Annotated in this window: 12 protein-coding genes; 10 read left to right on the top strand and 2 right to left on the bottom strand. The window is 49.2% G+C overall.

Annotation, left to right across the window (positions count from 1 at the left end; all coding sequences use genetic code 11):
• Positions 1-46: 46 nt before the first annotated feature.
• From ACQVGS_RS18340 to ACQVGS_RS18295, 10 genes are all read left to right on the top strand, one after another.
• Entirely contained in the window at positions 47-1,885 is a 1,839-nt protein-coding gene (locus tag ACQVGS_RS18340) for a rhamnogalacturonan lyase (protein ID WP_263463712.1), read from the top strand.
• Between the two features lie 9 nt (positions 1,886-1,894).
• Complete coding sequence (gene mgrA, locus ACQVGS_RS18335; RefSeq protein WP_491830326.1) at positions 1,895-2,905, top strand: L-glyceraldehyde 3-phosphate reductase; 1,011 nt, start codon at positions 1,895-1,897, stop codon at positions 2,903-2,905.
• Between the two features lie 3 nt (positions 2,906-2,908).
• Positions 2,909-3,562 carry a rhamnogalacturonan acetylesterase gene (locus ACQVGS_RS18330; RefSeq protein WP_024120506.1) on the top strand — a complete coding sequence of 218 codons (654 nt, stop codon included), beginning with the start codon at positions 2,909-2,911 and terminating at the stop codon, positions 3,560-3,562.
• 5 nt (positions 3,563-3,567) lie between these two features.
• Positions 3,568-5,562, top strand: a complete 1,995-nt coding sequence (locus tag ACQVGS_RS18325; protein WP_491830325.1) for a beta-galactosidase — start codon at positions 3,568-3,570, stop codon at positions 5,560-5,562.
• A gap of 44 nt (positions 5,563-5,606) precedes the next feature.
• Positions 5,607-8,180, top strand: coding sequence for an exo-rhamnogalacturonan lyase family protein (locus ACQVGS_RS18320; RefSeq protein ID WP_491830324.1), 2,574 nt, complete (start codon positions 5,607-5,609; stop codon positions 8,178-8,180).
• Positions 8,181-8,302: 122 nt separating this feature from the next.
• Complete coding sequence (locus ACQVGS_RS18315; protein WP_491830323.1) at positions 8,303-9,811, top strand: extracellular solute-binding protein; 1,509 nt, start codon at positions 8,303-8,305, stop codon at positions 9,809-9,811.
• A 54-nt stretch (positions 9,812-9,865) separates the two neighbouring features.
• Positions 9,866-10,822 carry an ABC transporter permease gene (locus ACQVGS_RS18310; protein ID WP_024120510.1) on the top strand — a complete coding sequence of 319 codons (957 nt, stop codon included), beginning with the start codon at positions 9,866-9,868 and terminating at the stop codon, positions 10,820-10,822.
• Positions 10,823-10,835: 13 nt separating this feature from the next.
• Positions 10,836-11,723, top strand: coding sequence for a carbohydrate ABC transporter permease (locus ACQVGS_RS18305; RefSeq protein WP_095714388.1), 888 nt, complete (start codon positions 10,836-10,838; stop codon positions 11,721-11,723).
• Between the two features lie 8 nt (positions 11,724-11,731).
• Positions 11,732-13,075: an alpha-galacturonidase LplD gene (lplD, locus tag ACQVGS_RS18300; protein WP_487446373.1), complete on the top strand. Its 1,344-nt coding sequence runs from the start codon at positions 11,732-11,734 to the stop codon at positions 13,073-13,075.
• 75 nt (positions 13,076-13,150) lie between these two features.
• Positions 13,151-13,846, top strand: coding sequence for a DUF421 domain-containing protein (locus ACQVGS_RS18295; protein ID WP_024120513.1), 696 nt, complete (start codon positions 13,151-13,153; stop codon positions 13,844-13,846).
• Between the two features lie 36 nt (positions 13,847-13,882).
• Here the strand turns inward: ACQVGS_RS18295 and hmoA are convergent, their stop codons facing one another.
• Together hmoA and ACQVGS_RS18285 are read right to left on the bottom strand one after the other, a co-directional pair.
• Complete coding sequence (gene hmoA / locus ACQVGS_RS18290; protein ID WP_024120514.1) at positions 13,883-14,206, bottom strand: heme-degrading oxygenase HmoA; 324 nt, start codon at positions 14,204-14,206, stop codon at positions 13,883-13,885.
• Between the two features lie 101 nt (positions 14,207-14,307).
• Positions 14,308-14,670 carry a VOC family protein gene (locus ACQVGS_RS18285; RefSeq protein WP_106021468.1) on the bottom strand — a complete coding sequence of 121 codons (363 nt, stop codon included), beginning with the start codon at positions 14,668-14,670 and terminating at the stop codon, positions 14,308-14,310.
• Positions 14,671-14,697: the final 27 nt, after the last annotated feature.

The following is a 14,697-nucleotide window of genomic DNA, read 5'->3' as shown; positions in this document are numbered from 1 at the left end:
AAGGGGGGAAGGAACGGGCCGCACGCTTGGCCCGTTCCCATTTAAAATGAAACCGAAAAAGAGGCAAATGGAATACCTGACCAGAGGCCTAATCGCGGTCAAAACGGAGCAAGGCGTATTTGTGAGCTGGCGTTTTCTCGGAACCGATCATGAGACTGTTACTTTTCACATTTATCGGAACGGAGATCGGATCACTGGCAAACCGATTTCGGATAGCACCAATTTTCTGGATGAAAAGGGAACGGAGGACTCTCTCTATCAAGTGGCGGCTGTCTATAAAGGCCGGGAAGAAAGGCTTTCGAAAGAAGCTCCCGTTTGGCGGGAAAACGTTCTCGAGCTCCCGCTTAACAAACCCGAAGGCGGCGTGACGCCGGACGGAAAACCGTATACCTACAGCGCCAATGATGCGAGCGTCGGAGATGTGGATGGGGACGGAGAATATGAAATCATCCTGAAATGGGACCCGTCCAACTCAAAAGATAACGCCCACGACGGATATACCGGAGACGTCCTCATTGACGCCTATAAACTGAATGGCACTTTTCTGTGGCGGATCAACCTCGGCAGAAATATCAGAGCAGGCGCCCATTACACGCAGTTTATGGTCTATGACCTAGACGGTGACGGAAAAGCAGAAATCGCTATGAAAACAGCCGACGGCACAATAGACGGCAAAGGAAACATCATCGGTGAAGCGCGTGCCGATTTCAGGAATGAGCAGGGCCGTATTCTGTCAGGTCCGGAATATTTGACAGTGTTTAAAGGGGAAACCGGTGAAGCGCTCACGACTGTCGATTATGAACCGCCTCGGGGAAAACTGGAGGATTGGGGAGATGGCTACGGAAACCGCATGGACCGTTTTCTCGCCGGAATCGCTTATTTGGATGGAGAGCGGCCGAGCCTGGTGATGGCACGGGGCTATTATACGAGAACAGTACTCGTCGCTTATGATTTCCGGAATGGCAGGCTGAAGAAACGCTGGACGTTTGATTCCAATCAGCCGGGGCATGAAGCATACGCGGGACAGGGCAACCACAGCTTGAGCGTTGCCGATGTTGATGGAGATGGAAAGGATGAAATTATTTACGGCGCCATGGCGGTTGATCATGACGGAACCGGTCTGTACACGACGGAACTCGGACACGGAGACGCCATGCACGTCGGCGATCTAGATCCGTCACGCAAAGGGCTTGAAGTGTTCCAGGTTCATGAGGACGCAAGCAAGCCGTATGGGTTGTCGCTGCGTGATGCCGGAACGGGCGAGGTGTTATGGGGCGTCCATGCCGGAACAGATGTCGGCAGAGGAATGGCGGCTCACATTGACCCTCGGTACAAGGGATCGCTCGTCTGGGGAATCGATCCGCCGGGCAATGAAGGAATGTCATATGGGTTCTATACGAGCAAAGGAGAAAAAATCAGCGACAAAGCGCCTGCTTCCGCCAATTTCTCCATTTGGTGGGACGGGGACTTGGTCAGGGAGCTGTTGGATCATGAATGGAATGGAACGATCGGCAAACCAAAGATTGAAAAGTGGGATGCTGAAAACCGCTGTTTAAATACGATTTTTCAGCCGGAAGGTGTGCTGTCCAACAACGGGACAAAAGGAAACCCGGTTCTTCAGGCCAACCTGTTCGGAGACTGGCGGGAAGAGGTCATTTGGAGAACCGAAGACAGCAGTGCGCTCCGTATCTATACAACGACACACCTTACCCGACATCGTTTTTACACACTGATGCACGATCCGGTTTACAGGCTTGGAATCGCTTGGCAGAACACCGCGTACAACCAGCCGCCGCACACAAGCTTTTATCTCGGAACAGGAATGAAAAAACCGCCGAAGCCCGCTCTGTACATAGCGGGAAACAAAGCGGAGACGCCGCTTTAGGAGGAATGTATGGGATACGAAGCAAAGACTGAACGCTATGACAAAATGACCTATCACAAAGCCGGGCGAACCGGATTAAGGCTTCCCGCTATTTCTCTCGGCCTCTGGTATCAGTTCGGCGCTGCCTATTCTCCGGAGAACGCGCGGTCCACGCTGAGAGCCGCATTTGATGCAGGCATCGTCCATTTTGATCTGGCCAACAATTACGGCCCGCCGCCCGGCTCCGCTGAGGAGATGTTCGGGCGCATGCTGAAAACGGATTTTGCGCCTTACCGTGATGAACTCGTCATCAGCACTAAAGCCGGCTATGACATGTGGAAGGGGCCGTATGGCAATGGCGGCTCGAAAAAACATTTGACTGCCAGCTTGAATCAAAGTTTAAAGCGGCTGGGGCTTGATTATGTGGATCTCTTCTATTCGCACCGTCCTGATCCTGAAACGCCGCTTGAGGAAACGATGGAGACGCTGGCGGGCTTTGTGCGTCAAGGAAAAGCTTTGTATGTCGGACTGTCAAACTACAGCCCTGAAGAGACAGAGCGCGCCGCCGATCTTTTACAACAGCTCGGAGTCCGGCTCGCCATCCATCAGACGCGATATTCGATGTTTCACCGAGATCCGGAAAAAGGGCTGCTTGATGTGCTGGACAAAAAGGGAGCCGGCTGCATCGCGTTTGCGCCGCTCGCTCAAGGGCTTCTCACGACAAAGTACGTTTCAGGCATCCCGGAAACCTCAAGAGCAAAGGATGCGAACAGTCCATTCCTGCAGACGGAGCACATAACCGAAAGGGCGGTCAGTAAGGCGCAAAGGCTGAATAATATTGCGAAAGAACGGGGACAATCGCTCCCGCAAATGGCGCTCTCATGGCTTTTGAAGGATGCCCGGATGACCTCCGTTTTAATTGGAGCAAGCCGGGCGCAACAAATAGAGGAAAACGTTCAAGCCTTGCAATCAGCGTATTTTTCAAACGAGGAGCTTTCTGCCATTGAGTTTATATTAAGTGAAAAAAACGAGGGGGAATGAGACATGGCACATCATATTTATCTTGCTGGTGATTCGACTGTCCAAACGTATGGAGAAAGTACAAATCAAGGGGGCTGGGGGCAGTTTCTCGGTTCGCATCTGCCGGAGCATATTCAGGTGATCAATAAAGCGATCGGCGGCAGAAGCTCAAAAACCTTTGTGGAGGAAGGCAGGCTTCAGGCGATCCTTGATGTGATTGAGCCGGATGATTGGCTGTTTGTGCAGATGGGCCATAATGACGCGTCAAAAAATAAGCCGGAGCGCTACACCGAGCCCTATACCACCTATAAACAATATTTAAAGCAGTATATCGCAGGCGCTAGAGAAAAAGGCGCGCATCCGCTTCTCATTACCCCAGTAGCCCGCTTTCATTATGAAAACGGCGTGTTTTTGAACGACTTTCCTGATTATTGCATTGCCATGAAGCAGACAGCCGCTGAGGAGAATGTCCAGCTCATTGATCTAATGGAAAAAAGCCTCGCTTTCTTTACTGAGAAGGGCGAAGAAAAAGTATACACCTATTTTATGGTTTCAGAAGGGATTGACGATTACACGCACTTTACAAAAAAAGGCGCAAATGAAATGGCAAAACTCGTAGCGAAAGGCATGAAAGAGCTGGGCCTGCCACTAACAGAATCTATCGTCAAAGAAGGGTGAAGGACTTGGGGAGAAAATTATATCACGGCGCTTGCTATTATCCGGAACTATGGGATGAAAAGACGATTCAGCAGGACATTGACAGGATGCGGGAGGTCGGCATCAATGTCGTGCGAATTGGTGAGTTCGCCTGGTCTGTGATCGAGCCGGAAGAAGGAAAAATTGACGTGAGCTTTTTTAAGGAAATAATCAGCCGGATGTATGAAAACGGCATCGAAACAATCATGTGCACACCGACACCGACACCGCCTATTTGGCTGTCGCACGGCCGGCCTGAGCGAATGCACACCAACGAAAAAAGAGAGGTGATGGGACACGGCTCCCGTCAGCATGCGTGTACAAATAACCCGTATTTCCGAAAAAGAGCCGCCATCATCACCACAAGCATCGCCAAAGAGCTGGGACACTTGCCGGGGCTGATCGGCTGGCAGCTCGATAATGAATTTAAATGCCATGTGGCTGAATGCATGTGTGAGACGTGCTTAAGCTTATGGCATGACTGGCTTAGAAACCGTTACGGTGTGATTGAACGGTTAAATGAAGCGTGGGGAACCGATGTGTGGAGTGAAACCTATCAAACCTTTGAGCAGGTGCCGCAGCCGGGTCCGGCCCCGTTTTTGCATCACGCTTCATTGCGCACGATGTATCAGCTGTTTTCGATGGAGATGATCGCTCAATTTGCGGATGAACAAGCGAAAATCATCCGCTGTTATTCAGATGCGCCAATCACTCATAACGGCTCGGTCATGTTCAGCACAGACAATGAACGGATGTTTCAGAATCTCGATTTTGCTTCCTATGATACGTACGCTTCCCAAGAAAATGCATCTGCATTTTTATTAAATTGTGATATTTGGAGGCATTTCAAAAAAGACCGCCCGTTCTGGATTCTGGAAACAAGTCCGTCATATGCAGCCTCGCTCGAAAGCTGTGCCATGCCGCACGCCGATGGGTATTTACAAGCTGAAGCCGTGTCTTCTTACGCCTTGGGGAGCGAGGGATTTTGCTACTGGCTGTGGCGCCAGCAGCGTTCAGGCAGCGAGATTTCACACGGTTCCGTCCTTAGTGCCTGGGGAGAGCCGACGATTGGTTATCAAAACGTTTTGGCGGTTGAGCGGGCAAGAAAGGAAATCGAACCGATCATTCTTTCTACTGTGCCCGTTCAGGCTGAGGTTGCAATGACCTATTCCGACAGGGCGAAAGCGTTTCTGAAAACAGAACCTCACCGGGGGCTCCAACACCGAACGCTTATCACACACTTTTACGAGCGCATCCTCAACACGGGTATTCATCGTGATCTCGTTCCGGAAGGCTTTCCGCTGGAGGGCTATCGTGTGCTGTTTACGCCTTTTGTGCCTTATCTGTCTTCTGCTTTTATCAAAAAAGCTTCCGCATTTGCTGAAGCGGGCGGCATATGGATTGCCGGGCCGCTGACGGGAGGGCGTACGGGCGAGCATACGGTTCATACCGATTATGGCCTTGGAGAACTGGAGAAAACAGCCGGAATCAAAACACTGTTCACGTTCCCGATGAACGAGGATGCCAATACAGGAAAAGCGTTTGGCATGACGGCGCCGCTCGGGCTGTGGAGCGCGGTGTTTGATATAGAGAGCAGAAACACTCTCGGCACAGTTGAATCCGGGCCAGGTGCCGGCCATGCATTTCTGTCAGAACGAGAGCACGGCGAAGGGAAAATGGTCATGCTCGGCTCGCTTCCATCAGGCGAAAAAGGGAATGCAATGCTGGAAGCACTCGTCAGGCACTATGCGGGGGAAGCAGCCGTTTCTGTCAGGTCCGATGTCACCCCCGGTACGATTGTTGCCCCGAGAAAAGGAGAAAACGGCCTTGTATGGGTTATCGTTAATATGAATGGAAAAGGCGGGAGTGTGACGCTTCCGGAAGAGGGGACCGATCTTTTGGCAAACCGTTCAGTCGGAGCGGGGAGACTGTCAGTCGGCCAACACGAATACCGTGTGATTCAGTTTGGTAATCGCAGCTGATTCTTTGCATTGAATCAGCTTTTTTATATGGAAGGAGAGAACCGATGAAAAAGATCAAATGGCTATCAGAGCAACCTAAGCTGACAAGCGGCGTAACGTGGGGTGTGCCTTGGAAAAGAGGAGAATTGAAAAAGGGAGACTGTCTGGCGCTTGTAAATGCAAAGGGTGAAAGCCTCTATGTGCAAAGCGATCCGTCGGCCTATTGGCCGGACGGGAGCATCAAATGGACGAAGCACGCGGCTGTGTTCAGTGAACAAACCGATACAAGCTTTACCCTTCAAAAAGATGAAAACCAGCTGCCAGCGAAAAAGCTCATGATCCACGAGTTAAAGGATGCAATCCAAGTGGATACCGGGGCGCTTGTCTGCACTGTGAATAAAACAGGCTCCGACATCATTCAATCTCTGGTGATCAACGGAAAGCCGATCGCCGCAGGCGGGCGGCTGATCGCAATAAAGGAAACGAGAAAGGAGAAGGCGGCGGAAAAGGTTTTCTCACATGAAACATCGGTCAGTCTTATCAAACGTGCGGTCATTGAACAGAGAGGTCCTGTAAAAGCTGTCATCAAGATTGAGGGGGTTCATGTACTCCAAAAGACAAATGAAGAATGGCTGCCCTTCATTATCAGATTGACGTTTTATGCCGGGCTTTCAGAGATGAATATCATGCACACTCAGCTGATCGACAGGAATTTCAAACGAGAGTTCATCAAAGGGCTTGGCATGCAGTTTGCCCTCTTTTTACAGGGAGAGCCGTACAACCGCCATTTCCGTTTTGCGGGGGACAAAGGCGTTTATAAAGAACCCGCCCAGCTGTTTGGCACCCGCAAATGGAATGAACGGCATCCTCTTTATCAGCGGCACATCAACGGGGAACCGATTTCTCCAAGTGAAGAGCACAAGAATTGGTTCGCACACGGCGTACAGAACGCAGTTTGGAATGATATGAAACTCGTTCAGGACTCCAGCGATCATTACCGACTGGCAAAACGGACCGGCAAGGAATATTCGTGGGTTGACATGCTGCATGGTACGCGGGCGAAAGGGCTTTGCTATGCGGGCGGCGAAAATGGAGGCTTAGCGCTCGGTCTGCGGTATTTTTTTGAAAAATATCCGTCGTCACTTGAGATAACAGGTCTTGCCGGTGATCAACCGAACTTGACCGTCTGGCTCTGGCCGCCAGACGCGGAAGCAATGGATTTCAGGCATTATACAGGGAACACCCATGTCGTCAGCGCGTACGAAGGGTTTGATGAGATGCGCTCTGATCCGACAGGCATTGCCAACACAAACGACATCAGCCTGTCATGCTTTTCTCAGATGCCGTCTGATGACGTGCTGAATGCGTTAGCGGACAAATGGCAGGCGCCGCCATTGCTTATTTGTGAGCCGGACGTTTATTACGAGTCAAAAGCGCTTGGCGTTTGGAGTGTAATCGATACGGCCGATCCAGTCAAAAAAGAGCTGGAAGAACAGCTGGACGCCGCCTTCTTGTTTTATCAAAAAGAAGTGGAGCAGCGCAGATGGTACGGGTTCTGGAACTATGGGGACGTCATGCATACGTATGACCCGGTCCGGCATATGTGGCGGTATGATCTCGGCGGGTACGCGTGGCAAAATAATGAGCTCGTTCCGACCTTGTGGCTGTGGCAGGCGTTTTTCCGCTCCGGCAGAGAAGACTTATTCCGAATGGCTGAAGCAATGACCCGACATACAAGTGAAACCGACTGTTTTCATCTCGGAGAATATGCGGGGCTTGGCTCCCGGCATAACGTGGTGCACTGGGGATGCGGCTGCAAGGAAGCGAGAATCAGCATGGCCGGTCTTTATAAATTCTACTATTATCTGACGGGCGATGAGCGCACGGGAGATCTTTTGACAGAAGTGAAGGACGCCGATGCCGCCCTAGTGAACACCGATCCGATGCGTGCTTTCTACGAGAAAGGAGAGCACCCGACTCACGTCAGAACGGGGCCGGACTGGGCGGCGTTTTGCTCGAACTGGCTGGCGGAATTGGAGCGGACTGAGAATCCTGAATATCTCAGGAAAATCCAAACTGGCATCAGCTGCCTGAAACGCCTGCCCCTTCGCTTATTATCAGGTCCGACGTTTGAATATAATCCGGCGACATCTATGCTTCATCACATGGGAGACGGCATCGCGGGCGGCTATCATATGATCATTGCGTTTGGCGCGCCGCAAGTGTGGATGGAGCTGGCAGAGCTTCTCGATGACCGTGAATGGGAGGAAATGCTGAGTGAATTCGGCGAGTTTTACACATTCAGTGATGAAGAAAAACGCAAAAAAAGCGGAGGGGCGCTCCATGATGGGCATTTTCACTGGCCGATGTTTGCGGCTGGTATGACAGCCTATGCTGCGAGAAAAAAACAAGACCATAACCTCGCCGAAAAAGCGTGGAATCTTTTGCTCGACCATAAACTGAGCCATACGCCGCTTCCGATCAACCCCGCGCAAATCGAGACGTGGACTCAGCTTGAAGAGCTTCCGTGGGTAACGACAAACACTGTCTCCCAATGGTGTTTAAATGTCATTGCGGCACTTGAATTAATTGGTGAATACCTCCCCGCAAAAAAAGATACATCCGGCAAAAAAGGATAACAGCCGTCAATTCATAGGAGAAATGATGCAAAAAATGAAGATTGCAAGAATTTATGTAAGCGCTTTATATTAGGGGTGGCAAAGGAGAAATGAAAAAGGAGAAAAAGGGGGACTTACGCATCATGAAAAAAAGAATACGAAAAAAATGGCTCGCTTTACCGCTCGCTGCCATGATGATAGCCGGGTGCAGCAATTCAGAAACATCCAATTCAGCGAGCGATTCAAAAAACACGATCAACATCATGGCGCCGCTGCTGTCACCGGAAAGCCCGAGTGATAAAAGCCCATCATTAAAAGCGTTAGAGAAATACACAGGCAAAGATATTAAGGTCACATGGGTGCCTGATTCATCCTACAACGATAAATTTAACATCGTCATGGCCTCTGGAGAGATGCCGCATGCGATTGTGATTAAAGATAAGTCAGCCGGCTTTATTAAGTCTGTCAAAGCGGGCGCTTTTTGGGAGCTGTCTCCTTATTTAAAAGACTACAAGAATGTAAGCCAGGCTGATGAAAAGATACTCAAGAACAGCTCGGTAAATGGCGAGGTGTACGGGGTCTACAGATCGAGAGACTTGATCAGAGCCTGTATGATCATCAGAACCGACTGGCTCAAAAACGTCGGGCTCGAAATGCCGGAAACGCTTGATGATTTTTATGAAGTGCTGAAAGCCTTTAAGGAAAAAGATCCTGACGGAAACGGCAAGGACGATACGTACGGCATGGTCGTGCCGAAATGGATGGGGCTTGGCAACGGAAGCCCGTGGGATGTTCTGCAAATCTGGTTCGGCGCCCCGAATCGCTACGGCGTTGAAAACGGGAAGCTGGTGCCTGATTTTACAACGAAGGAATATATGGAGGCGCTCACCTTCTTTAAGAAGCTGTATGATGAAGGCTTGATCAACAAGGATTTCGCTGTTATGGATTCGGCGAAGTGGAATGATCCGGTTGTAAAAGGAAAAGCGGGTGTCATCGTTGATACAGGCTCCAGAGCGTCGCAAATTCAAAGCGCCATGGAAGAAGCGGATGAGTCGAACAAGGATATCATTGATATCGTCGGCACAGTAGAAGGACCAAAAGGCAAGCGCACTTTCCCGACATCAGGATATTCAGGCATGATCGCGATACCAAAATCAAGTGTGAAAACGGAAAAAGAGCTGAAAGAGGTGCTGTCCTTCCTTGATAAGCTGAACGATAAGGAAGCACAGATTCTGACCAACAACGGAGTGGAGGGCCGTAATTATGAGCTGAAGGACGGCGTATTCACTTCTCTTGAGAAAAACAACAAATCCCTCCTGTATGAGCATAGAGGCTTGGCTCAATTCAGCATGTCCATCCCGAAAAGCGAGTACTACATCGAAGATCAGAAAACAAAGCTCTTCCAGCATCGCAAGGACATCATCACTGAAGGAGAAAAAATAGCCGTCTTTAACCCGGCTGAGTCGCTTGTATCCGATGTATATACCCAAAAAGGAGCCCAGCTGGACAACATCATTCTCGATGCAAGAACACAATTTATTATCGGAGAAATCGATGAAAAAGGCTTCAAGGATGCGGTGAAGCTTTGGGAAAACAGCGGCGGAAATGAACTGATGAAGGACTTAAACAAATTGTATCAATCGTCAAAATAAACCGATGCGCCTGCCGTTCAGCGGGCGCACCGGTATCACGAAAGGAGAACAGATATGGAAACGGTGCCGAAGAAGGGAAACGCACCAGTTCTCACTGCTGGAAAAGGCATCAGCTGGATGGCTGCGCTCAAAAGAGACAAATGGCTTTATCTTCTTCTTATTCCCGGTCTGCTTTATTTTCTGATTTTCAAATACCTGCCGATGTGGGGCGTGCTTATCGCGTTTAAGGATTATTCGCCATATCTCGGCTTCTGGAAAAGCGAATGGGTCGGTCTTGATTATTTTAAAGATTTTTTTATGAATCCGGATTTTTTCCGGCTGCTGCGCAACACGCTCATGCTGGCAAGCCTTGATCTGCTCTTTGCCTTTCCCGCGCCGCTCATTTTGGCTTTGCTGTTGAATGAGCTGAGGAAGGCTGTGTATAAAAGGTGCATTCAGACCCTTATTTACGTGCCCCATTTTGTCTCATGGACAATCGTGGTCAGCATCACCTTTGTTTTCTTTACAGTCGATACAGGGGTCATCAACAAAATGGTCATGAGCCTGACAGGGAATCAGATTTCTTTCTTATCAGACGCTGACTGGTTCCGGCCGATGATTGTCATGCAAAGCATCTGGAAGGAGACAGGCTGGGGAACGATTTTATTTCTCGCCGCTTTGGCAACGGTGGATCAGGAGCAATATGAGGCGGCGATTATGGATGGGGCCGGCCGGTTTAGGCGGATGTGGCATATTACGCTTCCGGCAATCAGAAGCACCATCATTGTTCTTTTGATTTTAAGGATCGGAAGCTTTTTGAATATCGGTTTTGAACAGGTGTATTTGATGACAAACTCGCTTAACCGCAGCGTGGCTGACATCTTCGACACGTACGTTTACATGATGGGGATTACCCAAGGCGCGTACAGCTACAGCACAGCTGTCGGTTTGTTTAAATCGGTTGTCGGGATTGTCTTAATTTTCGGTGCTAATTACATCGCGAAAAAGTTCGATCAAGAAGGATTGTTTTAAAGGAGGGAGAGGTATGGCTGACATTCACACGATGCACAACACAAAAGCCGGACGGGTATTTGACGTCTGCAACATTTTGTTTCTTGGCGGCGTCGGCGCTATTACCATTTTGCCGTTTTTGTATATTATCGCCGGTTCCTTTGCGACAGAAGCTGAGCTTGCTCAGCGCAGCTTCTTTATTTTCCCGAAAACCTTTACCCTTGACGCTTATCGGTACGTGTTTTCGACACCGACGTTTATCAGAAGTATGGGCGTATCCATCTTCATCACTGTAGTCGGGACAGCCGTGCAATTGTTTTTCACCTTTACGATGGCGTATCCGCTGGCGAAGCGGCATGTGAAGGGACGGAATCTGCTTTTAAACCTGGTGATTTTCTCGATGCTGTTTTCCGGGGGGATGATTCCGACGTATCTTGTTGTCAAATCACTTGGATTGCTGGATTCCTATTGGGCGTTGATCCTGCCAATGGCGATCAATCCGTTTAACCTCATTATTATCAAAAACTTCTTTCAGCAGCTGCCGCAGGAGCTTGAGGAATCAGCAAAAATTGACGGCTGTTCAGAAATCGGCGTTTTTTGGCGGATCGCTTTGCCGCTGTCGAAGCCGGTCATTGCCACCTTTGCGCTGTTTTATGCGGTCGGAATTTGGAATGATTTCTTCCATGCTCTCTTATATATCAATGACAGTGCAAAATGGCCGCTGCAAATGGTGCTCCGCCAGGTCACGATTTTATCGGACTTAACGGCGACCAATGGCGATACGATGCAAAATACCATTCCGCCGGAGCAGGGGATTAAGCTTGCTGTCATCGTCATCGCGACCATACCGATTTTGGCGGTTTATCCATTTTTACAAAAACATTTTGCCAAAGGAATGCTGATCGGTTCTGTGAAAGGCTGAGAAAGGGAGTGTTTCATATCAGTACGTTAGATCAGATCAAAATCGCCTATATCGGCGGGGGTTCCCAAGGCTGGGCCCGAAGCTTGATGAGCGATTTGTCCCTTGATGACCGAATGTCAGGCACGGTGGCGCTCTATGATCTGAATTTTGAAGCGGCGCAGAAAAATGAAATCATCGGCAATAACAGCGGAGACGGCAGATGGCGGTACGAGGCGGTTTCTACTTTGAAAAAGGTATTATCCGGTGCGGATATCGTGATTATTTCGATTTTGCCGGGCACTCTGGATGACATGGAAACGGACGTTCATCTGCCTGAGCGATACGGCATCTATCAATCAGTTGGTGATACTGTCGGACCGGGGGGAATTATGAGAGGTTTGCGGGCCGTTCCGATGTTTGCAGAAATTGCCCGGGCAATAAGAGACTACGCCCCCGAATCATGGGTCATCAATTATACAAACCCAATGTCTGTTTGCACGAGAACGCTGTATAAAGTGTTTCCGGGCATAAAAGCGTTCGGCTGCTGCCACGAGGTATTCGGCACGCAAAAACTGCTGGCGGAGATGGTTACAGATAGGCTTGGACTAGAGGTAAAGCGGCGTGAAGACGTCCATGTTCATGTGCTGGGCATTAACCATTTTACATGGGTCACAGCAGCTTCTTACCGGCATATTGATCTGCTGCCAGTTTTCCATGATTTCTGTGCGCATTATGCCGAATCCGGCTATGAGCTGGAGGGGGAAAGCTGGAAGGACAGTGTATTTCGCTCTGCACACCGTATTGCATTCGATTTATTTGAAACGTACGGTGCCATCCCCGCTGCCGGTGACAGGCATCTGGCTGAGTTTTTCCCCGGTTGTTATCTCAAACAGCCTGAGACATGGAAGTTTCACCTGACACCCATATCCTTCAGAAAACAGGACAGAGACCGGAAACAAAAAGAAACGGACCACATGGCACAGCAAAAACAGGGTGTTGAGAGGAAAGCATCAGGAGAAGAGGGCGTGAATATCATTGCGGCGCTCCTCGGACTGGGCGAACTTGTAACAAATGTGAATCTGCCGAATCGAGGCCAGGTCGCTCATCTCCCATTAGATGCGATCGTGGAAACAAACGCATTCATTACCCGCAACCGTGTCCAGCCGATTGTTTCCGGAGCGCTGCCGAAGGGTGTGGAAATGCTGGCGGCACGACACGTATCCAATCAGGAGGCAGTGGCGGAAGCGGGGCTAACAAAGGACCGCGGTCTCGCTTTTCAAGCGTTTCTCAATGACCCGCTTGTCACGCTCGACCGCCGTGATGCGGAGCAGCTTTTTGACGACATGCTTTCAAAGCACCAGCCGATATTATAATAGGAGCAGTGACCGTTTAGAAAACGTGCAGTTGACCATAATGATAGTAGCTCTTAAGAAGTAGGTGCTATCAACATGGGAGATTATCTCAATGTAGCGGTAGAATTAGTTTGCGGTTTGGGCATTTTATTTGTCATTTTGAAGTTTCTCGGAAAAACCCAATTCTCTCAAATCACTCCGTTTGACTTTATTTCTGCATTGATTTTAGGGGAACTGGTCGGAAATGCAGTGTACGATCATGAAATTAAGATCAAAGAGATTATTTTCGCTTCGCTGCTGTGGGGGCTGCTGATTTATATGATTGAATTCATTACCCAAAAAGTAAAAGGGTCCAGAAAATTCCTGGAAGGTGAACCGAATATCGTCATCCATAATGGAAAGCTCAAATATGAAATGCTGAAGAAAAACAAGCTCGACATTAATCAGCTGCAGAGCCTTTTAAGGCAGGCCGGCTGCTTTTCCATACAGGAAGTGGAATATGCCATATTAGAAACAAACGGGATGGTCAGCGTTCTTCAGAAATCCGATTTTGGCAATCCGACGAGAAAAGATATGAATCTTCCGCAGCAAAATGTGTCTTTGCCCACCACGTTAATTCTTGATGGGGAGATTGTGTATGACAACCTGCGAGAAGCAGGGGTAGACGAACAGTGGCTGAAGCAAACGCTGAAAAAGCAGGGGATTGAAAAGATTGAGGATGTATTATTTGCTGAATGGCATCCTAATAAACCGCTGTACGCTATCACATTTGAAGAAAGCAGATCCTCATGAAAAAAGAGCTTGCGGCATAGCCCAAGCTCTATTTCGTTATTGATGAGTCCCTTGTTTAACAGCTCTCACGTGATACATGCTCACTTCAGTGCTGATCATATAGTCAGGCTTTGGCTTGCCTTTGTTCGCCTTATGCCCGGCGATATGCGCATCGCTTTTTTCCCACTGTTTCCAGTGATCCTCGGATTGCCAGCGGATCATGACAACGACTTCCTCATCGCCGCGGCGGACGTTTTTCTCAAGCACGGTCACATCAATTAAGCCTTCCTGTTTTTCAATGATTCCTTCAGCGCTGAAACGTTCGATCACTTTATCAGCATGGCCTTCTTTTACCGTCATTTTTCTCAACTGAACAAACATTTATCTCTCCCCAATCATGCTCATATATCCGTTATTGTAAATGAAATTCATTCTCAATGTCAAAAAAAGAGCACGGCGGAGCATTTTCTCCGCCGTCACACTTATGCTTTCAATAAAAACTCATTGCCGTCCTCGTCCTGAAATTGAACAAAGGTGCCCCACTCCATCTGGTTCGGCTCACTGAGAAATTCTACGCCGTTTGCCTTCATTCTTTCATATGTACCAAAGATGTCTTCACACTCAAAGACAATAGAAGCCTTCATGTGTTCGGCGCCTTTCATTATCGCTTTCGGATAAATGACTAAACGAGTCTGTGCCCCCGTGGGCGCGACCTCCAGCCAGCTTGCGTTTGGCCCCATCGGATGGTCCGCCACAATGTCAAAACCCACCTTCTCCGACCAAAATTGCTTCGCTTTCTGCTGATCCTCAACATATACAGCCACAGTGCCGATTTGTTTGATCATAGGGAAACCTCCAATTCAATAGATATG

The sequence above is a fragment of the Bacillus sp. SD127 genome (genome assembly GCF_058566445.1).
This window is presented reverse-complemented; position numbering and strand designations above follow the sequence as displayed.